At 72.0% G+C, this 19,205-nt stretch carries 18 protein-coding genes; 12 read left to right on the top strand and 6 right to left on the bottom strand.

Annotated elements, in window-relative coordinates; translation table 11 throughout:
• Nucleotides 1–27 precede the first annotated feature (27 nt).
• Nucleotides 28–513 (bottom strand): DUF6296 family protein, encoded by a 486-nt coding sequence (locus DRB89_RS46245; RefSeq protein ID WP_343234607.1) that lies wholly within the window; start codon nt 511–513, stop codon nt 28–30.
• 273 nt (nt 514–786) lie between these two features.
• On the opposite strand from DRB89_RS46245, the gene DRB89_RS03825 reads away from it, so the two are divergent.
• The gene (locus DRB89_RS03825) at nt 787–1,362 is read left to right on the top strand and encodes a TetR/AcrR family transcriptional regulator (RefSeq protein WP_112451104.1); all 576 of its coding nucleotides are present in this window, start codon (nt 787–789) and stop codon (nt 1,360–1,362) included.
• 99 nt (nt 1,363–1,461) lie between these two features.
• The gene (locus DRB89_RS03820; protein WP_112451103.1) at nt 1,462–2,250 is read left to right on the top strand and encodes an SDR family oxidoreductase; all 789 of its coding nucleotides are present in this window, start codon (nt 1,462–1,464) and stop codon (nt 2,248–2,250) included.
• On the opposite strand, the gene DRB89_RS03815 is transcribed toward DRB89_RS03820, so the two are convergent.
• The gene (locus tag DRB89_RS03815; RefSeq protein ID WP_112451102.1) at nt 2,237–3,538 is read right to left on the bottom strand and encodes a Gfo/Idh/MocA family oxidoreductase; all 1,302 of its coding nucleotides are present in this window, start codon (nt 3,536–3,538) and stop codon (nt 2,237–2,239) included. The genes DRB89_RS03820 and DRB89_RS03815 overlap by 14 nt on opposite strands.
• Nucleotides 3,539–3,713: 175 nt before the next feature.
• Between DRB89_RS03815 and DRB89_RS03810 the strand changes: the two genes are divergently transcribed.
• The 9 genes from DRB89_RS03810 (at nt 3,714) to DRB89_RS44160 (ending at nt 12,585) form a co-directional block, all read left to right on the top strand.
• On the top strand, nt 3,714–4,838 hold the full coding sequence (locus DRB89_RS03810; RefSeq protein ID WP_343234820.1) for an alkaline phosphatase family protein: 1,125 nt from the start codon (nt 3,714–3,716) through the stop codon (nt 4,836–4,838).
• A gap of 70 nt (nt 4,839–4,908) precedes the next feature.
• Nucleotides 4,909–5,361 (top strand): nuclear transport factor 2 family protein, encoded by a 453-nt coding sequence (locus DRB89_RS03805; protein ID WP_162688459.1) that lies wholly within the window; start codon nt 4,909–4,911, stop codon nt 5,359–5,361.
• A 168-nt stretch (nt 5,362–5,529) separates the two neighbouring features.
• Nucleotides 5,530–6,597, top strand: coding sequence for an alpha/beta hydrolase (locus tag DRB89_RS03800; RefSeq protein WP_112446253.1), 1,068 nt, complete (start codon nt 5,530–5,532; stop codon nt 6,595–6,597).
• Nucleotides 6,584–7,858, top strand: a complete 1,275-nt coding sequence (locus tag DRB89_RS03795) for an acyltransferase (RefSeq protein WP_112446252.1) — start codon at nt 6,584–6,586, stop codon at nt 7,856–7,858. Before DRB89_RS03800 ends, DRB89_RS03795 begins: the two co-directional genes overlap by 14 nt.
• 97 nt (nt 7,859–7,955) lie before the next feature.
• Entirely contained in the window at nt 7,956–9,317 is a 1,362-nt protein-coding gene (locus DRB89_RS03790; RefSeq protein ID WP_239516002.1) for a sensor histidine kinase, read from the top strand.
• Nucleotides 9,314–9,994, top strand: coding sequence for a response regulator transcription factor (locus tag DRB89_RS03785; protein ID WP_112446251.1), 681 nt, complete (start codon nt 9,314–9,316; stop codon nt 9,992–9,994). Before DRB89_RS03790 ends, DRB89_RS03785 begins: the two co-directional genes overlap by 4 nt.
• Nucleotides 9,995–10,083: 89 nt before the next feature.
• A complete protein-coding gene (locus tag DRB89_RS03780) occupies nt 10,084–11,409 on the top strand; it encodes a histidine kinase (protein WP_204357600.1) in 1,326 nt (441 codons plus the stop codon).
• Nucleotides 11,406–12,065: a response regulator transcription factor gene (locus tag DRB89_RS03775; protein ID WP_112446249.1), complete on the top strand. Its 660-nt coding sequence runs from the start codon at nt 11,406–11,408 to the stop codon at nt 12,063–12,065. The genes DRB89_RS03780 and DRB89_RS03775 overlap by 4 nt, the downstream gene beginning before the upstream one ends.
• Nucleotides 12,066–12,444: 379 nt before the next feature.
• Complete coding sequence (locus tag DRB89_RS44160) at nt 12,445–12,585, top strand: hypothetical protein (RefSeq protein WP_239516001.1); 141 nt, start codon at nt 12,445–12,447, stop codon at nt 12,583–12,585.
• Here the strand turns inward: DRB89_RS44160 and DRB89_RS03765 are convergent.
• Together DRB89_RS03765 and DRB89_RS03760 are read right to left on the bottom strand one after the other, a co-directional pair.
• On the bottom strand, nt 12,560–13,156 hold the full coding sequence (locus DRB89_RS03765; protein ID WP_112446248.1) for a hypothetical protein: 597 nt from the start codon (nt 13,154–13,156) through the stop codon (nt 12,560–12,562). The two genes, DRB89_RS44160 and DRB89_RS03765, sit on opposite strands and share 26 nt — an antisense overlap.
• A gap of 40 nt (nt 13,157–13,196) precedes the next feature.
• Nucleotides 13,197–14,039: a diacylglycerol kinase gene (locus DRB89_RS03760; protein WP_112446247.1), complete on the bottom strand. Its 843-nt coding sequence runs from the start codon at nt 14,037–14,039 to the stop codon at nt 13,197–13,199.
• A 184-nt stretch (nt 14,040–14,223) separates the two neighbouring features.
• Between DRB89_RS03760 and DRB89_RS03755 the strand changes: the two genes are divergently transcribed.
• Entirely contained in the window at nt 14,224–15,507 is a 1,284-nt protein-coding gene (locus DRB89_RS03755) for an adenylosuccinate synthase (protein WP_112446246.1), read from the top strand.
• Nucleotides 15,508–15,591: 84 nt separating this feature from the next.
• Here DRB89_RS03755 and DRB89_RS03750 read toward each other — a convergent pair whose 3' ends face one another.
• Together DRB89_RS03750 and DRB89_RS03745 are read right to left on the bottom strand one after the other, a co-directional pair.
• The gene (locus DRB89_RS03750; protein ID WP_162688458.1) at nt 15,592–17,274 is read right to left on the bottom strand and encodes a PKD domain-containing protein; all 1,683 of its coding nucleotides are present in this window, start codon (nt 17,272–17,274) and stop codon (nt 15,592–15,594) included.
• A 172-nt stretch (nt 17,275–17,446) separates the two neighbouring features.
• Complete coding sequence (locus DRB89_RS03745) at nt 17,447–19,099, bottom strand: hypothetical protein (protein ID WP_112446244.1); 1,653 nt, start codon at nt 19,097–19,099, stop codon at nt 17,447–17,449.
• Nucleotides 19,100–19,205 lie beyond the last annotated feature (106 nt).

Genomic DNA, 19,205 nt, shown 5'->3' with positions numbered 1-19,205 from the left:
GTCGACGGCCCGGGGCCCGCGACCTGGTCAGCGCAAGGGGCGCGCGGTGACCCCGTGGGGCGGCTCCTGGCCGGCCCCGGTGGCCAGGACGCGCACTTCCGATCGGTCGCTGATCTCCGCCTGGATGATGCCGGTGGCGTCCTCGTACACGGGATGGCCTCCCGGCCCCGTCCGGCCGGTGACGGTCACCTCCACGGTGTCCGGGCCGCCCTCGCCCCCGTCGGGGAACACCAGCTCGAACGCGCGCCGGATCCCGCCCGCCGGATCGTTCACCACCGGATGCGCGGCGGGTCGGGGTGCTCCGCCGAGGTCGCCGCCGAGGTTTTCGGCGTTGGCGTTGGCGTTCGCGACCCGCTCGGGGTCGGACGGCGGCGCGGTCGAGCCCGTGCCCACCCGGGATGCGGCCCCCGGGGCCCGCCCGTGATCATCGACGACTCCGCCCCGGTGCTGCGGAGGAGACGCCTTCGCGGGACCGTCGGGAGCGGGGCGTACGCCTTCTGCCGCTTCTCCCATCCTTCTCTCCCATCTGCGCTGGTGGCCCCTCACCCGCTCCGACCTCCGCCTCGGCGCCCGTCGGGCAGTCCTCGGCCTGCGGGTGGTCGTGGTGATCCGTCGGTCCGGGCACCCGCCACCACAGGCGACGCGGGCAGCCGGAATGCGTCCGTCCCTTCCATCCTGCGCCGCCGGACCGGTGGTGTCGATCGCAAGTGGGCCGGCCCCCGGCCAGCCGAATCGATCAGGACATCCATTCTTGACCTGTGGGTCAAGAATGGATAGCGTGCGGTCATGGGCAGGCCGAGGAACTTCGAACCGGACGCGGTCATCGCACAGGCGATGGAGGCGTTCTGGACCAACGGCTACGCCGGCACCTCCCCGGCCGATCTCGCCGCGGCCACCGGTGTGGCCAAGGGCAGCCTGTACCACGCCTTCGGATCCAAGCGCGAGCTGTTCGGCAAGGCCCTCGAGCTCTACGATCGCGCCGGCTCCGAGATGACCGAGGAGTTCCTCGCACGGCCGAGCTCGACCAAGCAGTGCATCCGCGACTACCTGACCCTCCTCGTGGACACGGACCTGAACGGGCCGGTCAGGCGCGGCTGCCTGGGCGCCAACACCGCCCTGGAGCTCGGCGGGCGGGACGCGGAGGCCACCCAGGCGGTCCACCGCATGGGGCAGCACACCATCCAGCACCTCACCGCCCGCATCGAGCAGGGGCAGCGCGACGGCGATGTCGCCCCCGAGGTCGACGCCAGGGCGCAGGCGCAGTTCCTCCTGAACACCATCGTGGGGCTGCGCGTCATGGCCAAGACCTTCGACAGGCCGACCCTTCACGGGATCATCGACACCGCCCTGGCGGGCCTCTGACCCGCCGTGCCCCGACGGGGGCATTTTTTACGCCCTGATTCTTGACCTGTGGGTCAAGAAAACCTCCAGCCCAAGAAAGCCACCCCAAGAAGGAGAGTCATGGACCTCGGAATCAACGGAAAGACCGCTCTCGTCACCGGCGCGGGCCGCGGCATCGGCCTCGCCATCACCCAGGCACTGGCCGCGGAGGGCGTCAGGGTGGTGGGCGCCGCGCGCACCATCACCCCCGAGCTGGAGAAGGCCGCCGCCGCCACCGTGTCGGTCGACCTGAGCACGCGCGACGGGGCGACGAAGGTGGTCGAGGAGGCGATCGACGCGGTCGGCGGGATCGACTTCCTCGTCAACAACGTCGGCGCGGGCGATCCGGACGCGCTGTCCCTGGGCGGCTTCCTCGACGTGGACGACGAGCAGTGGCAGACCATCTTCGACCTCAACCTGTTCAGCGCGGTCTGGACGACCCGGGCTGCGTTGCCGAGCATCCTGGAGCGCAGGGGGGCGATCGTCAACATCTCGTCGATCAACGCCCGCGTGCCCGCCGGTTCACCGGTCGGCTACGCGGAGGCCAAGGCGGCACTGAACCAGCTGAGCAAGCGGCTCAGCGAGGAACTGGCACCGCGCGGCGTGCGCGTCAACACCGTCTCCCCCGGTGTCGTCGCGAGCCCGCTGTGGACCGACCCGAACGGCTTCGGCGGCAAGGTGGCCGAGGCCTACGGCGTCAGCCACGGCGATCTGCTCGCGAACATTCCCGGGCAGTTCGGCCTCGCGTCGGGACGCATCACCACACCCGAAGAGGTGGCCGACCTGGTCGCCTTCCTGCTGTCCGAACGCGCCGCCAACATCCACGGCGCCGACCACGTCATCGACGGCGGCACCCTCAAGGCCGGCTAGCCCGGCCGGGCCGGGCTGACCGGCTCTCACGGATCGTGCCCGGCACCGGTTCCACGGTGCCGCCGTGCCGGGCGCGTTCGGCCGCGAGGACCGCGAGGTGGCCGGCCAGGGACTCGCGCGCGCCGGACGTGACGAGGCCGCGGTCCCCGGTGGCGACGGCTCCCACGAAGGCGTCCATCAGTCCCGCGTCGCCTCCGCCGTGGCCGTCAGCGGCCGTCACCCCGCCCTGCCCGGCGGGCGTGACGGTTTCCTCGGCGCGGGTGAGGAAGTCGTACACGCGGATGGTCTCGCCGTCGCCGGTCAGCTCGCCGCGCGTGCCGAAGATCCGGGTGCGGCGGTTGGTCAACTCGGTGAAGGCGGTCATGGTGAAGGTGGCGGTGGCCCCGCCGGGGAACTCCATGGCGACGACCTGGTGGTCGACGACGTCGTTGTCACAGGCGTACACGCACCGGCCGTACGGGCCGGTGCGCAGGGCATCGTCGAGCACGGAGGGGGTGAACTCGTCCACGACGACGCTGAGCGGCCAGACATGCTCTCCCCGGTCGAGCATGCCGCCGTACAGCCGCCGGGCGGAGTACGGGCAGCCGGGCTCGACGGCGCAGTCCGGGCAGCGGTCGGCGGCGCCGGCGGGCCGGTTGGCCGCGGTGAAGTGGGACAGGCGGCCGAAGCTGGACACCCGGGCGGGCGGGCTGCCGATGATGTACTGCAACCAGTCCAGGTCGTGGCAGGACTTGGCCATGAGCATGGAGGTCGACTCGTCGTGGCGGCGCCAGTTGCCGCGCACGAAGGAGTGCGCCTGGTGCCAGAAGCCGACGGGCTCCAGGTGCTGGACACTGACGATGTCACCGATCCGCCCGGAGTCGACGAGCTGTTTGAGGGTGCGCGTGTAAGGGGTGTAGCGCAGCACGTGACCGACGGCGAGCATCACCCCGGACCTCTCGACGGCCGCGACGATCTCCCGGCACCCGTCCTCGTCGAGGGCCATCGGCTTCTCCAACAGGATGGGGTAGCCGAGGGCGGCGAAGGCCACGGCCGGTTCCACGTGCAGCCTGTCGGGCGTGCAGATGAGCACCGCGTCAGCGATCTTGCCGCGGGCGAGGACGTCCTTCCAGTCGGCGACCGCGCCCTCGGGAGCGATGCCGTGCGTCGCCGCGAAGCGGGTACGGCGCACCTCGCGGGGTTCGGCGACGGCGACGACGGTCGCACGGTCCGGGTGGTCAAGGGCCCACCGGGCGTATCCGGTTCCGCGTTCACCGGCGCCGATGACGAGCAGCGAGACAGGTGGCATGCGGCGACCATAACGCGGGGGCCGTCAGCCGATCCTCATGCTCGCGAACTGAACGTTTCGATCATTCGTTCAGATGCTCTTGACGGTCAAGATTCATGAGCGAATGATTCGACTCGTTCAGCCCACTCCCCGAGGAGCGGGCCTGGCGAACCCCACCGAAGACGGGAGCCGACCCTTGTCGCCCTCACCCAGCAGCCCCCGGCGCCGCGTCCTGGTCGTAGGCATCGACGGCGTCCGCCTCGACCTGCTCCGGGCCGTACCGACACCGCACCTCGACGCGGTCGCCGACGCCGGATTCCTCGGCCGGATCGAGATCGACGAGGCCACGCCCACGATGTCGGGCCCGTGCTGGACCACCATCGCCACCGGCGTGGGCGTGGCCAAGCACGGCGTGTACGGCAACCACTTCGGGGGCAATCGGCTGGACGTCTTCCCGGACTTCGCCACGCGCCTGGCACAGGAGGACGGCCGCAAGACCTTCGTGGCCGGCGGCTGGGAGCCCCTGTTCCTCGCGCGGCAGGGCGGCCCGCTGTTCGCCGCCCCCGGCCGTCTCTCCTACATCGCTCCGCGCGCCGACACGAGCGAGGACTGGGACGCCTGCGACGACCAGGTCACCGACGACGCCGTCCGCGTCCTGGCCACCGACGACCCCGAGGTCTCCTTCGTCTACCTCGGCGCGGTGGACGAGACCGGCCACCTGCTCGGCTGTGGCAGCGCCTACCTGCGGGCCATCGAGCGGGCCGACGAACGCCTCGGCAGACTGCTCACCGCCGTCCGCTCGCGCCCCGTGTACGCCCGCGAGTCCTGGACGGTGATCGCCGTCACCGACCACGGCCACCGGGACGAAGGCGGTCACGGTGGACGCACCCCGCAGGAGCGGAGCGCCTGGGTCGCCTGCTGCGGACCGGACATCCCCGCGCGACCCCCCTCCCGCCCGCTGCGCTTCGAGGACGTCGCCGTCCAGGTCTACGCCTCCCTCGGCCGCGCGGCCGACTCGCACCGGACGCCCGACGGCAGCGCCCTCTCCACGCCCGCATCCGCGCCCCTCACCCCCGCCCCGGCCGGCTCCCCCGTCATGTCCCTGACCGTCCAGTCGCCCGGTCTGGCCTGCTCCTGGAGCGCGCCGCTGCGCGTCGCCGCCCCGGGCACGGTGGGGCTCGACCCCTCCTCCGTCACCTCCGGCGCCCCGCCGACCTGTTCGCCGGGCGCCCGGAGCACGCTGCGGCTGCTTCCCGACGGAAGTCTGGTCCGGGAGCTCGAAAACAGCGCGAGCGCCCCGCTCACGTACCGCCGGAGATGATTATTTCGATGTCAATAAGCCTGTAAGTAAAGCTTGTTGCGTCCTGCAACTCCCCCGCACACTGCGGCACATGGAGCCGTTGAAGGTAGTGGCACAGCTGTGGGAGCGGATCGGGGCGCGCGACTGGGACGGGCTGGCTCCGCTGATCGCCGAGGACGCGGTGATCGAATGGCCCGTCAGCGGCGAACGCATCGTCGGGCGGGCCAATTTCATATCCGTCCTCAGCGATGAGGACTACGCGGACGAGAGATCCGTGGAAGTGCTGCGGATCCTCGGTGACGGCGATCTCGTCGTCACCGAGGTGGAGATACCCCAGGACCACGTCGTCTACCGCGCCGTCTCCCTGTGGACCGTGCGGGGCGGGGAGATCGTGGGCGCGCGGGAGTACTGGACGAGCCCCGGCCAGGACCCGGCCCCCCGCTGGCGCGCGGGGTACGTCGAACCGCTCGGCGAGCCGCTCGACGGCCCGGTGCCCGGCTACCCGGCTCCCGGCCCGTTTCCCTTGTCCCGGATGGCGGACTGACCCTCTTTCAGCCTGCCCCCTCCCTCCCTGAGTAGCCCCTGTCATACCTGAGGGCTACTTGGGAAGACCGCTCTCCAGCGGGACGCCGACCATGGCCTCCGCTTCCTAATTTCGTGACCAGAGAAGAACGCAGCACCGCCCCTCTGGCACGAACGAAGGAACGGACCCATGAGCCGCCGCCCCACCGCACGTCCCGACAGCCGCCGCAGCGGCCGTCCGCGCCGCACGCTGCTGGCCGGGCTCGTCGCCGCGGCCGTCGTGTTCCCCGTCTCCGCCGCCGCGTCTCCCCGGATACCCGCCCCGGCTCCCGCCGTTCTCGCCGAGACCGCCTCGTTCCCCGACCGGTACGCCGCGAATCTCGCGAACCTCTCCGAGGCCGCCGGGATGGCCCAGGACGCCGGCCGCAGCGGCCGTGCCGCGAAGCTGCGGGCCATGGAGGCGGACGGCGGCGCCCGGTTCCTCGTCTTCGACGGGCGCGGCACGGGCCGCGCGACAGAGGTCTTCGGCGACCTGGAGAGCGCCGACCGGATCACCGTCCTGGTCCCCGGTTCGGACACGACGCTGGACACCTACCAGAGGTTCCGTACCGGGGCGGTCGCTCTGCAGCAGCGCCTCCAGGCCGAGCATCCGCGCTCCGCCGTGGTCGCCTGGCTCGGGTATGACACCCCCGGCACGGTCAGCCCGTCCGTCCTGACCACCGACCGCGCGGACGAGGCCGCGGCGGAACTGGAGCCGTTCCTCGCCCGCTTGGAGCGCATCACCGTCGCGGACGCCCGGCTCTCGCTGCTCTGCCACTCCTACGGTTCCGTCGTCTGCTCCCGCACCGGGACAGGTCCCAAGGTCACCGATGTCGCACTGTTCGGCAGCCCCGGCACGGGGGCGGACTCCGCCGGGGATCTGCCGACCCGGGCCCGGGTCTGGGCCGGTCGGGGCGCCGGCGACTGGATCGCGAACGTCCCGCACGTCCGCGTCGCCGGCATCGGCTTCGGCGTGGATCCCGTGGACCCGGCCTTCGGCGCCCTTCCCTTCACGGCCGGCTCCGGCGGGCACAGCGACTACCTCAAGCCGGGCACCGAGTCCCTGGACGGCCTGGCCGGGATCGTGCTCGGCACCTCCCCGGCGGCCCGTCCCGCGCCCGCCACCGCGCCCGTCACCGCCCACGTCACGGCGCCCGCCACCGCGCACGTCACCCCGTCAGCCGTCACCGCTCCGGAGGCCTCCCATGCGCTCGCGTAAGCCGCACTCCCGTTGGTCCGCCCTCGCGGACCGCATCGACGCCGGCACCCCCGCCCACCGGGACCGGGCCGTGGACGCTCTCAGGGCCTTCGCCATCCTCGGTGTCGTGCTGGGGCACTGGCTGGTCACCGCGCTCACCAGCGTCGACGGCGGCCTGCGGACCACCAGTCCGCTGGCCCACATGAGCGCACTGGCCCCGGTCTCCTGGGTGTTCCAGACCCTGGCCGTCTTCTTCCTCGTCGGCGGCCACGTCGCCGCCCAGGGGTACGAGTCGGCGCGTGGGCGCGGAGTCTCCTACGGCCGGTGGGTCGGGCAACGGCTGGGCAGGCTGTTCCGGCCCGTCGCCGCCGTCCTCGTCCTCTGGACCGTCGCGGCCTCGGGGATGCTGCTCGGCGGGGTCGGCACGGACACCGTCCACACCCTGCTCAAGCTCGTCCTCTCCCCCTTGTGGTTCCTGCTCGTCTTCGCCGTGCTCACCGCCGCGACCCCGCTCGTCTCCCGGCTCAGCCCCTGGTGGCCGCTGGCCGCCGTGGCCGCCGTCGATGTCTGGCGCTTCGGGCTCGACGGGCCGGAGTGGATCGGCTGGGTCAATGTGGCCGCCGGCTGGCTCGTCCCCTACACCCTGGGCGCCGCCTGGTCGCGGGGCGCGTTCTCCCGGCGCACCCCGGCGGCCCTGCTGCTGGGCGGCGGGGTCGCCGCCACGGCCGCGCTGATCATCTGGGGCGGGTACCCGGCGTCCATGGTCGGCGTCCCGGGGGCCGCGATGTCGAACCTGAACCCGCCGACGCTGGCCGCCGTCGCGTTCGGTCTGGCCCAGTGCGGGCTGGCGCTGCTGCTGCGGGAGCAGCTGGCCCGGGCGATGAGCCGGCCGCGCGCCTGGGCGAAGGTGGCCCTGGTGAACCTGTCCGCCATGACCGTCTTCCTGTGGCACCAGACCGCGATGATGGCCGTCACCTCCCTGGGGCTGCTGGTCTCCTCGGACCTGCCCGGGCTGCACACCGTGCCCGACTCTGGGCGCTGGATAGCCGTCCGGCTGCTCTGGCTGCCGGTGTTCGCGGCCGCGCTGGCCGTCTGCTGGGCCGCGTTCCGCACCTACGAGCAGGGCGGCCGCCGGCCCGAGAAGCGCGGCCCGCGCGGGCGTTCCCCGCAGCCGGTCACGGCCTCGAGGATCGTCGCCTCGTCCATGCCGGCCGCGGGGAAGACCGCGCTCGCCGCCGCCGATGGCCCGGCGGCGCCCCGGAAGGAGGAAGTCCGTGCCTAGTGCTGTGGCCGGGAAGGTTTGCCGGGTCGCGGCGAGGTGCCGTGCCGGGCGCCGCGACCCGGCGGACCTTCCCGGTCACAGCACTAGGCTGGGCGGCGTGAACGATCAGAGCGAGCCCCCGGCCCCGACCGGTGCGGGCTCTGGTGGCCGCCTCGCCAGGACCTCGGCCGTGGTGCGGAGCGTGGCCCGGGACCTGCTCGACCTGAAGTCCGATCCGCTGCCGAAGATGTCGCGGCCGCGGTGGCTGGCCTGGCTCCCGCATGTGGCGCTCGTCTATCTCGCCGCGTTCTTCTGCTCGATCACCCTGAACCAGATCAACGACCACTACAAGGTGACGGGCCCCTCCGCCCTGCTGCTGTCGATCCTGGTCGGTTTGTCCGTCCTGGTCGCCATGCGGCGGCCGCTGGCCGGGTACTGGCTCGGCCTGAGCGCGGCGGCCCTGGTCGCCTGGATGATCCACGACCACGTCGGGCAGGGCCAGAGCTGGCCCTGGCTGCCCGCCGGGATGTTCGCCTTCGCCCCGGTGCTGCTGCTGGTGGCCCTGCGCGTACCGCCCCGGGTGACCGTCGGGGCCGTCGCCGTCGCCGCCGTCTGCACCGGGCTGGCCGAGGCCCTCTTCAAGCCCGGCCAGGCGGGCAGCAGCGCCCCCGGGGCCGTCCTCCTCTTCGCCTTCACCGGCCTCCTCGGGTACGCCCTGCGCTCGACGCGGCTGGCCCGCACCCAACTCGTCGAGCAGGAGACCCTCACCGAGGAGGAGCGCGCCCGGCGCACCCTGCTGGAGGAGCGCAGCCGGATCGCCCGCGAGCTGCACGACGTCGTGGCCCACCACATGTCGGTGATCTCCATCCAGGCTCAGGTGGCCCCCTACCTCGTGGAGAACCCGTCGGAGGAGCTCAAGGAGAACCTGGCCGGCATCCGCGCGAACGCCTTGGAGGCGCTGACGGAGCTGCGGCGCGTGCTCGGCGTCCTGCGCTCCGAGCAGCCGGACGATCCCGGCGCGCCCCACCATCCGCAGCCCACGCTGGCCGAGTTGGACGGCCTCGTGGACAACGTGCGGGGGGCAGGGCTGGATGTCACCACGGAGATCGCGGGCGTCCGCCGGCCACTGTCCCCGGGCGTGGAGCTCACCGCGTACCGGATCGTGCAGGAGGCGCTGAGCAACTGCCTGCGGTACGCACCGGGTTCCCGGGTGGAGGTCGGGCTCGCCTACGGGCCGCGCGAGCTGCACCTGTGCGTCGCCAACTCCGCGCCGACCCGGCCGGTCCCGCCGTCGCCCGGAGCGGGGCACGGGCTGCTGGGGATGCGGGAGCGGGCGGGCATGCTGGGGGGCGAGCTGGCCGCCGGCCCCCGCCCCGGTGGGGGGTACGAGGTGAGCGCCGTGCTTCCCGTCGACCCCGTGTCCGCGGGCGGCGGTCTCCCACCCGCCGCCGGCACGAAGAAGGAGGAGGAGGACTCATGACCGCCCCGACCGCTCCGATCAAGGTGATGATCGCCGACGACCAGATGATGGTCCGGCAGGGCTTCACCGTGCTGCTCAACGCCCAGCCCGACATCGAAGTCGTCGGCCAGGCGGTCGACGGCGCCGAGGCCGTGGCGAAGGTGGCCGAGCTCGCGCCGGACGTGGTCCTGATGGACATCCGCATGCCCGGGATGGGCGGCATCGAGGCCACCTCCCTCATCACCGGCGCCCCCGGCTCCACGGTGAAGGTGCTGGTGCTCACCACCTTCGACCTCGACGAGTACGTGTATGAGGCGCTGCGCGCCGGCGCCTCGGGCTTCCTCCTCAAGGACGCCTCGGCCAATCAGCTGGCGGAGGCGGTCCGTGTGATCGCGGCCGGGGAGGCGCTCCTCGCGCCGAACATCACCAAGCGCCTGATCACCGAGTTCTCCCGGCTGGGGGCTCCGAGAGCGCCCTCGAGGGCGCGGATCGACGAGCTGACCGGCCGGGAGACGGAGGTGCTGTCGCTGGTCGCACAGGGCATGTCGAATGCGGAGATCGCCGGGCACCTGGTCCTGGCCGAGCAGACGGTGAAGACGCACGTGGGCCGGATCCTGGTGAAGCTGGGCCTGCGGGACCGCACGCAGGCCGCGGTGTTCGCGTACGAGACGGGTCTGATCCGTCCGACGGGCTACTGAAACGGCCCGGGTAGTACTTGAGGGGGACCCCGGGAAATCCCCTTCAGCGGCGACGCGGGCGAGGTGGCGGGCAACCTACCGTGGAGAACATGAGCGAGACGACCCCCGGGGCCACCCCCCGGACACCCGAGATCCGGCTGGCTTCGGGCCTCATCCAGAGCCTGCGCCAGGATCTGATCACCGATGCCTTCGCCTACCGTCCGCTTCCCCCCATGCGCCCGGACGGGCGGCTGATCCGGCGGCTCCCGCAGCGGATACGGGCGGAGGCCGCGCACCTGCCGCATGCGGCCCTGTGTGTCGTGGCGTTCTTCACGGTGACCTTCACGGCCGCCACCAGCAGCATGCCCGCGGCCGGCCTGGTGATGGGACTGCTGACGGCGGCCCCCATCCTGATGACCCTGGTGCGTCCCGTGGGCGCCTTCTGGGCCGCCGTGGCCGTCACACTGCTCTTCTCCGTCATCGATTCCTCGGATCCCAACTGGCCCTGGTCCCCGACGATGTTCGTCTCGTACCTCGTGACGATCACCGTCGTCGCGATGCGGACCAAGCCCCGGACCGCGGGCTGGATGTGGCTGGTCACGGTGGCGATCGGCACCGGGCTGTCCGTCGTGGTGCTCGGGCACGGCAACTCCGTCACCGTCGGCCCGATGGCCTTCGTGTCGGCGATCGCCCTGCTGACGGTCAGCGTCCGCAACATCCGCAAGCAGGCGGAGCGGGAAGTGTCCGCGCAGCAGGAGGTCACGGCCGTGGAGCGGGACCGGCGGACGCTGCTGGAGGAGCGGACCACGATCGCGCGGGAGCTGCACGACGTGGTCGCCCACCACATGTCGGTGGTGGCCATCCAGGCGGAGGCCGCGCCCTACCGGGTGAAGAATCCGCCGCCGGAGCTGGAGGCGGCCTTCGTCACCATCCGGGAGAACGCGGTGGCGGCCCTGACCGAGCTGCGCCGGGTGCTGGGCGTGGTGCGCTCCGCCGACTACGAGGCGCCGGACGCCCCGCAGCCCTCGCTGGCCTCGCTGGACGGGCTGCTGGCCAATGTGCGCGAAGCCGGGCTGAGCGTGGACAAGACGGTGACGGGCTCCGTGCGCGAGCTGCCGCCGGGCGTGGAGCTGTCGGCCTACCGGATCATCCAGGAGGCCCTGAGCAACACCCTGCGGCACGCACCGGGCGCGGTGGCCGCGGTCGAAGTGTCGTACGTACTGGGCGGCCTGGGCATACGCATCGTCAATGAGGCGGCGACCGGGGACGTCCGGCCCTCCCCGGGGTCCGGGCAGGGGATCACCGGGATGCGCGAGCGGGTGGCCATGCTGGAAGGGGAGATGACGGCCGGGGAGAGGGCCTCCGGAGGGTACGAGGTGGCGGTGTTCATACCCGTGTCCAGCAGCCGCCCGGAGCCGGCGAAGGACCCGGCATGACGATCAGAGTGCTCATCGTCGATGACCAGATGATGGTCCGGGAGGGCTTCTCCGTCCTGCTGAACGCGATGGACGGCATCGAGGTGGTCGGGGAGGCGGTGAACGGACGGGAGGCCATCGCGCAGGTGGCGGCGCTGCGGCCGGACGTGGTGCTGATGGACATCCGGATGCCGGAGATGAACGGCCTGGAGGCGACGCGGGAGATCGTGGCCGCCGACACGAACGCGAAGGTGCTGGTCCTGACGACCTTCGACCTCGACGAGTACGTGTACCAGGCGTTGCGGGCCGGGGCCTCCGGGTTCCTCCTCAAGGACGCCTCAGCCCGGCAACTGGCCGACGGGGTAAGGGTGGTGGCCGCCGGAGAGGCGCTGCTGGCCCCCTCGGTGACCAAACGGCTCATCACCGAGTTCTCCAAGCTGTCGGACGTCCGGACGCATGCGGGCGCGGCGGCGGTCTCGGAGCTGACGGAGCGGGAGACGGAGGTGCTGGTGCTGATCGCGCAGGGGCTGTCCAACGCGGAGATCGCGGACCGTCTGATCATCGCCGAGTCCACGATCAAGACGCACGTGAGCCGGATCCTGGTGAAGCTGGGCCTGCGGGACCGCACGCAGGCCGCGGTGTTCGCCTACGAGACCCGGCTGGTGACCCCCTCTTAGCCGGATCCGAAAAGTTGTCCACAGCTGTGGACAACTTTTCGGAAATCGGCGGGCGCGTGCGAAGGCCGCGGCGAACAGCGTCCCGGTGGCGCCGACGCCGAGCACGAGCGCGAACGGGCCCGCACGCCCCACCACCGCTGCTACCGAAGGCTCCTGACGGTTCGTCTCCTCCTCGCGGGTCGGGCGAAAGCCTGGCTCCCGCTCTGGCCCCCGCGAGCGTCTCCCTCGGCGGCGGCAGGGGCAGTGGCGTGGCGGTCAGTGGCGTGGCGGCCAGTGGATCAAGCTTCGCGCAGGACCTGACCCCGGAAGAGGCCCTGGTCATGGCCGTGACCCCTGGCGGGCGAAGCCGTCCTGGTACCAGGTCTCCACCGCCGACCGCATGATCCACCCCGACAACGAGCGCCGCATGGCCGCCCGCATGGATCCCCGCAGGACCGTCGAGCTCGACGCGAGCCACGCCTCCCTGGCGTCCCTCCCGGGCCCGGTCTGCGACCTCATCGAGTCGGCCGCCCGAGGCTGACGGCCGCGCCCCGCCGCCAAAGCGCGCGCGCCAGGCCCAGCTCGCGGGCGAGCGGGGCCCAGACGACGGCCCCCGGGCCCGGATCCCCGGCCAGCCACACCCAGCACTCCGCCGACGGGGGCGCGAGGGCCGACGGCGCCGGGGCCGGATCCGTGCGGGGCCGGGCCCGCGGCGACAGCACCCGCCGGCCGAGCGGCCCCAGGGTCAGCACGTGGCGGCCGCCGTCGAGGACGAGCAGCGGCGCCGGCCCGCTCCCCCGCAGCACCCGCGCCTCGTACGGGGTCCAGCGCAGCCCCTGGGTCCGCAGGATGCGGGACACGCGCCGGGCGGCGTACAGCTCCCGGAGCGCGAAGAGCACCGGGAGGCACAGCAGCCCCAGCAGTACCGCCTGAAGCGGCGCGGGGCGGGTCACCAGCGCCCCGATCAGCGCGGGCCAGCACAGCGCCGGCAGCACGCAGATCAGCGTGGCGTCCTGGCGCCAGTCGCCGAGCGCGTCGCGGACGGCCGCCTCGTCCGGGGGCCCGGGCCCGTCCACCTCGTGGAGCCGGCCCGGACCAGGCTGGTGCACCACCGCTTCCGCCTCCTCCGCCGCGCACCGGCCCCCGGGCCGCTCAGCGCTGCAACGGCAGTGTCAGGCCCCACGCCGCCGGGCACAAGGTCCACGTACGGCGCCGGACCGGACCGGTGACGGCCGCGTCGGCCCGGTAGCGGAAGTCCGCCCCGGACACGGTCACGGCGGCCGCCCGCGCGCGCACCACGGACCCCCCGTCCGGGCCCTCTCCCGCGCCCAGCCGCACCACGACGTCCGCCAGCCCGTCGCCCTCCCGCGCCGACACGCAGACGTCCTCCACCAGCCGGTCCACGTCCGCCAGGAGCACCCCGTCGGCCTCCACGCGCAGCCGGTGGCCGCCCGTAGCCGCGGACCCCGCCCCCGGCGGGCGCACCAGCGTGCGGACCAGCGAGCGGTACGCGCTCCACACCGACGGCCCGGACGGCCGCGGCACGGCCCGGACGGGCGGGATCGCGACCCCGCCCAGCACCACCCCGTCGCTGTCGTCGACGAGGAGGTCCCGCATGCCGACGGTCCCGTCCAGGACCGCGCGGGCGGCCGACACGGCCGAAAGCGGCACGCCGAGGCGCCTCGCCAGTCCGAGTGACCCCGCGGGCCCCACGGGAATCAGCGAAACGGCCCCCTCGGAGAGCGCCCGCTCCCGGTGCAGCAGACCGACGGCCCGCACGAGCGCCCGGTCGTCGCCCACGATCACCGGCCGGCGATGGCCCCGGCGGGCCAAGGCCCGCGCAAACTCCTCCTGCGAGTCCGGGAGGCAGATTTTCGCCGCGGCTCCGGCTGACAGGACATCTTTCGCGATTCGCACGGACTCGCCGTCAAGACGGCGGGCGACCGGGTCGACGAGCACGAGCAGGCCGCCTACCGGCGCGCCCGCATGGCTCATGGTGGGCTCTGGAGCCGACACCTCGGTCCTTCCTCGGGTAGCATCTTTGTGCAAGAGGCCCTTGCGCTATTGCGCCAGGGCCTTCGTCTATTCCGGGGTACCGGTCCGACGGCTCAGCCTGCGGTGTACATCGTCGTACGCCCCCTGACCTTGGACATGCCCCATCCGGAAGAGGTGTACGCCTGTGCCCGCTCTTGTGCTGCTCGGAGCTCAGTGGGGTGACGAGGGCAAGGGAAAGGCCACCGACCTGCTCGGTGGATCCGTTGACTATGTAGTGCGCTATCAGGGCGGCAACAACGCCGGCCACACGGTCGTCGTGGGCGACCAGAAGTACGCGCTGCACCTTCTCCCTTCCGGCATCCTCTCCCCCGGATGCACCCCGGTCATCGGCAACGGTGTCGTCATCGACCCGGCCGTCCTGCTCTCCGAGCTGCGCGGCCTGAACGAGCGCGGCATCGATACCTCCAAGCTGCTGGTCAGCGGCAACGCGCACGTGATCACGCCGTACAACGTCACCCTCGACAAGGTCGGCGAGCGCTTCCTCGGCAAGCGCAAGATCGGTACGACCGGCCGCGGCATCGGACCGACCTACGCGGACAAGATCAACCGCGTCGGCATCCGGATCCAGGACCTCTACGACGAGTCGATCCTCACCCAGAAGGTCGAAGCGGCGCTCGAGGGCAAGAACCAGCTCCTCACGAAGCTGTACAACCGCCGTGCGATCGAGTCGGCGCAGATCGTCGAAGAGCTCCTCGGGTACGCGGAGCAGATCAAGCAGTACGTCGCCGACACCACCCTGATCATCAACAACGCGCTCGACGAGGACAAGGTCGTGCTCTTCGAGGGCGGCCAGGGCACGCTGCTCGACGTCGACCACGGCACGTACCCCTTCGTCACCTCGTCCAACCCGACCGCCGGTGGCGCCTGCACCGGCGCCGGCGTCGGCCCGACGAAGATCAGCCGCGTCATCGGCATCCTGAAGGCGTACACGACCCGCGTCGGCGCCGGCCCGTTCCCGACCGAGCTGTTCGACGCGGACGGCGAGGCCCTGCGCCGCATCGGCGGCGAGCGCGGTGTGACCACCGGCCGCGACCGCCGCTGCGGCTGGTTCGACGCCCCGATCGCCCGCTACGCGACCCGCGTCAACGGCCTGACGGACTTCTTCCTCACCAAGCTGGACGTGCTGACCGGCTGGGAGGAGATCCCGGTCTGCGTCGCGTACGAGATCGACGGCAAGCGCGTCGAGGAGCTCCCGTACTCGCAGACGGACTTCCACCACGCGAAGCCGATCTACGAGAACTTCCCCGGCTGGTCCGAGGACATCACCAAGGCCAAGACCTTCGCGGACCTCCCGAAGAACGCCCAGGCGTACGTCAAGGCCCTCGAGGAGATGTCGGGCGCCCCGATCTCCGCGATCGGCGTCGGCCCCGGCCGCACCGAGACGATCGAGATCAACTCGTTCCTCTAGGCACGAGGCAATCGGGAGGGGCGGTGCGCACCGTACGGTGCGCACCGCCCCTTCCGTGTGTCCGGTGCTCACCGGCCGGGCGGATCAGTCCTTCTGGTAGATCCCGAGGCTGTCGACGACCACGTCGACGGACTGCCAGCCCTGGTTCCAGAAGTCGATGACGTCACCCTTGCCACCGGACGTCTGGACCAGGTTCGGGACGGTCTGGCCGGCCGTCCAGTTCAGGGACGAGGAGACGGGCCGGGCCGGTGTGACCTGCGTGCCCTTCTGGTAGTCGGGCCAGGTGTTCGGGTCCGGGGACACCGACAGGAAGCCCACGTCGCGCGTGTTGGTGACCGTGACGTTCAGTGCCCAGCCGTCGACGGGCGAGGCCGAGTCGCCCATGAGCGGCAGCGGGAGGTACTCGCGGGCCGCCACCGGCCCGGCCTTGCGGTACCAGGTGTCCTCGCGGGTGTCGATCAGCCGGTACGGCCCGATCGGCCACAACGCCGCCTGGCTGTCGGGGCTGTAGTAGCCGACGACGTCGATCACCACGTCCGCGGGCTGCCAGCTGCCGTTGCGGACGACGATCTTCCCGTCGGGGCCGACCGGCACGATCACCGAGTTGGCGACGGTCTGGCCGGCGGCGAAGTTCACGCTGGACGTGGACGGCGCCTGCTGCCCGCCGGGGTAGACGGTCAGGTGACCGGCTTCCTTCGGGTTCGTGACGGTCAGGTTGAGCGCCACGGCGGTGGCGCCCTTCGGGACACCGTTGCGGTCGGCGACCGTGACGCCGAGGTTCGCCTGCCCGGCGACCTGGCCCTTCGGCGCGCCCAGGCCCGAGCGGGTGTCGACGGCACGGACCGGGGACAGCGTGGTGTAGCCGCTGGCCGAGGACGCGGTGAAGTAGCCGGTGACGTCCGCGATCAGGTCGACCGGGGCCCAGCCCCCGTTGACCAGGTGCACCCAGCCGTCCTTGACCTGCACGATGACCAGGTTCGGGACGCTCTGGCCCGCGGTGTAGTTGAGGTTCGACGTCTCGGGATCGACGTAGTCCCGGCCGGGCTGGACCGCGATGTGGCCCGCCTCGGTGGTGTTGGTGACCGTGACGTTGAGGACCACGGCGGTGACCCCCGCGGGAATCGCGCCGGTGCCGCCGATCTTCAGGGACACGCTGCCCCGACCGCCGACCTTGGCCTTCGCCCCGCCGATGCCCGCGCGGGTGTCCAGCAGCCGGGCGGGTGCGACCGGGGTGAACTCGCCACCCGCCGTCACGACCTCGATCTGGTTCACGGCCTGGACGTTGTTCTTGGTGTCCTTCACCGTGACCGTGACGGTGTACGCGCCGACCTCGGCGTACGTGTGGACGAGGTTGCGGTGGTCCCCGCCGGAGGCGGTGGGGTTCTCCGTGACGCCGTCACCCCAGGAGACGGTGACATCGAGATCGGCGCCCGCACCCGTGACGGCGGTCACCAAGTCGATCTTGTGCGCGCTGACGGCGTAGGCGTCCAGCTCGATCACGGGGGCGGCCTGGCCGGCCGCGCCCTGCGCCCGCGCGCTCGCGCCCTTCCCGGTCTCGGCGCCGGCCGACGGCGTGACGACCGTACGGTCGCCGGCGCTGTGGAAGGTCTCGGACGTGGGCCCCCCGGCCCGGTCCGCGGTCGTTCCGGGTGCGGCCACCCCGTGGGCGGCGGGAGCGGCGGGACCCGCCGCCTGAGCCGTCCCGGGTACGAGCCCCACACCCGCCGCCACCAGGGCAGCGGAAACTACGAGTCGGCGATTGCGCACCGGCCCCCTATTTTCGTTCGGCAGTCGATCAAGTTCGAAAGCCAGGTCAGCGTACATAACCCCTTTCCGGCCAGATCCGGCGGCCGGAAAGGCTCGGAAGCGAACACGATGAAGGTCCCGGCCGATCGTGGGATCGGGCGGGACCTTCCGGCGTTTCAGGCGGGGATGCCCGTCAGTTGGAGCCGTAGTAGCCGAACATGTCGACGATCAGGTCCGCGGTGCCGAAGCTCTGGTTCCAGAAGTCCACGACCCCGTGCTCGCCGGCGCTCGCCTGCACCAGGTTCGGGACCGTCTGGCCCGGGGTCCAGTTCAGCGTGGAGGAGACGGGGCGCTGGGGCTCCTCCGCGGTGCCGTTCTCGTAGTCCTCCCACGCGTTCGGGTCCGGGGAGACCGAGAGGAAGCCGGTGTCGGTCGGGTTGGTGACCGTCGTGTTCAGGACGTAGCCCTCCACGCCCTCCCCGTCCGAGATCTGCATGCGCAGGTAGGCGCGGGCCGGCGCCGGGCCCACGGGGCCGTACTCCGGGTCCCGGCTGTCGAAGATGCGGCCCGGCTCGAAGGGGACGAACGCGGCCTTGCTCTCCGGGCTGTAGTAGCCGACGACGTCGACGATGACGTCGGCGCCCAGCCAGCTGCCGTTGCGGACGCTGATCTTCCCGTCGGGGCCGACCGGCACGATCACCGAGTTGGCGACGGTCTGGCCGGCGGTGAAGTTCAGGTTGGACGTGCTGGGCACCGCGCCGCCGCTCGGGAAGGCCGTCAGGTGGCCGGCCTCGCGCGGGTTGGTGACGGTCACGTTGAGGGCGACGGCGGTGGCGGTCTGCGGGACCCCGCCCAGGCCGTTGATCTGGGTGGAGAAGGTCCCGTAGCCGGGGACCTGGCCCTTGGCGGTGCCCAGGCCGCTGCGGCTGTCGACGAAGCGGGTCGGGGCCAGCGAGGTGTAGCCGCTCGCGGCGCTCTGGGTGAAGTACCCGGTCACGTCCGCGATCAGGTCGATCGGCTGCCAGCCGCCGTTGAACAGCTCCACGTAGCCGTCCTCGCCGACCGGCACGATCACCAGGTTCGGGACGGACTGGCCGGCGGTGTAGTTGACGTTCGACGTGTCCGGACGCTCGGAGCCCTTGCCGGGGAAGACGGTGACGTGCCCGGCCTCGGTCGTGTTGGTGACCGTGACGTTGAGGGCGACCGCGGTGGCGCCCTGCGGGATCTGCGCGTTCTGGGCGATCTTCACGCGTACGCTGCTGCGCGCGCCGACCTTGGTCTTCGCCGCGCCCGTCCCGGAGCGGGTGTCCAGCAGGCGGGTGGGGGCGTGCGGGGTGAAGTCCGAGCCCATCAGCGTGACGGCGAGCTGGTTGAACGCCTCCACCTTGTTGGCGGCGTCCTTCACGGTGACCTTGGCGGTGTACGCGCCGCTCTTCTTGTAGACGTGGTGGTAGTTCTCCGCCAGGCTGCCCGTCGTCTGGACCACGTCCTCGGTCCCGTCGCCCCAGGCGATGGTGACCGTGAGCGGCACGTCGGCGCTCTGCACGGCGACCGACAGCCAGGCGCCGAGCGCGGAGTTGCTGAAGCCGTCGAGCTCGACCTTCAGGTCCGGGTTGCCCGCGTCCGCCGACTGCGCGGCCGCCATCCCCTTGGCGGCGGGCAGCGTCGTGCGGACCGTGCGGTCCGCCGGGCTGGAGAAGGTCTTCTTGGCGCCTTCCAGGGCCTTGTCGAAGTCCGCGTCCACATCGGGAACGGCGACCGAGCGGCCGTCGGACGTGACCGGATCGGCCTGGGCCGCGCTCGGTACGAGGCCTACGCCCGCCGCGATGAGAGCGGCGGAAAACATGAGTCGGTGATTGCGCACCGGCCCCCCCTTTTTCTGCTGAACACCTGAACCGGTTCGAAAGTGTGCTCAGCGTACAGAGGGACATACCGCTCCCCTCCCGCACCCC

It is taken from the genome of Streptomyces sp. ICC4, assembly GCF_003287915.1.
Classification (GTDB): domain Bacteria; phylum Actinomycetota; class Actinomycetes; order Streptomycetales; family Streptomycetaceae; genus Streptomyces; species Streptomyces tritrimontium.
The sequence above is the reverse complement of the archived record's forward strand: the minus strand, read 5'-3'. Positions and strand labels throughout refer to the sequence as shown.

Bases quoted from the DNA above. Each gene is read 5' to 3' on its own strand.
- DRB89_RS46245 (WP_343234607.1), bottom strand. From the start codon at position 513: ATGGGAGAAGCGGCAGAAGGCGTACGCCCCGCTCCCGACGGTCCCGCG.
- DRB89_RS03825 (WP_112451104.1), top strand. From the start codon at position 787: ATGGGCAGGCCGAGGAACTTCGAACCGGACGCGGTCATCGCACAGGCG.
- DRB89_RS03820 (WP_112451103.1), top strand. From the start codon at position 1,462: ATGGACCTCGGAATCAACGGAAAGACCGCTCTCGTCACCGGCGCGGGC.
- DRB89_RS03815 (WP_112451102.1), bottom strand. From the start codon at position 3,538: ATGCCACCTGTCTCGCTGCTCGTCATCGGCGCCGGTGAACGCGGAACC.
- DRB89_RS03805 (WP_162688459.1), top strand. From the start codon at position 4,909: ATGGAGCCGTTGAAGGTAGTGGCACAGCTGTGGGAGCGGATCGGGGCG.
- DRB89_RS03800 (WP_112446253.1), top strand. From the start codon at position 5,530: ATGAGCCGCCGCCCCACCGCACGTCCCGACAGCCGCCGCAGCGGCCGT.
- DRB89_RS03795 (WP_112446252.1), top strand. From the start codon at position 6,584: ATGCGCTCGCGTAAGCCGCACTCCCGTTGGTCCGCCCTCGCGGACCGC.
- DRB89_RS03785 (WP_112446251.1), top strand. From the start codon at position 9,314: ATGACCGCCCCGACCGCTCCGATCAAGGTGATGATCGCCGACGACCAG.
- DRB89_RS03780 (WP_204357600.1), top strand. From the start codon at position 10,084: ATGAGCGAGACGACCCCCGGGGCCACCCCCCGGACACCCGAGATCCGG.
- DRB89_RS03775 (WP_112446249.1), top strand. From the start codon at position 11,406: ATGACGATCAGAGTGCTCATCGTCGATGACCAGATGATGGTCCGGGAG.
- DRB89_RS44160 (WP_239516001.1), top strand. From the start codon at position 12,445: ATGATCCACCCCGACAACGAGCGCCGCATGGCCGCCCGCATGGATCCC.
- DRB89_RS03760 (WP_112446247.1), bottom strand. From the start codon at position 14,039: ATGAGCCATGCGGGCGCGCCGGTAGGCGGCCTGCTCGTGCTCGTCGAC.
- DRB89_RS03745 (WP_112446244.1), bottom strand. From the start codon at position 19,099: ATGTTTTCCGCCGCTCTCATCGCGGCGGGCGTAGGCCTCGTACCGAGC.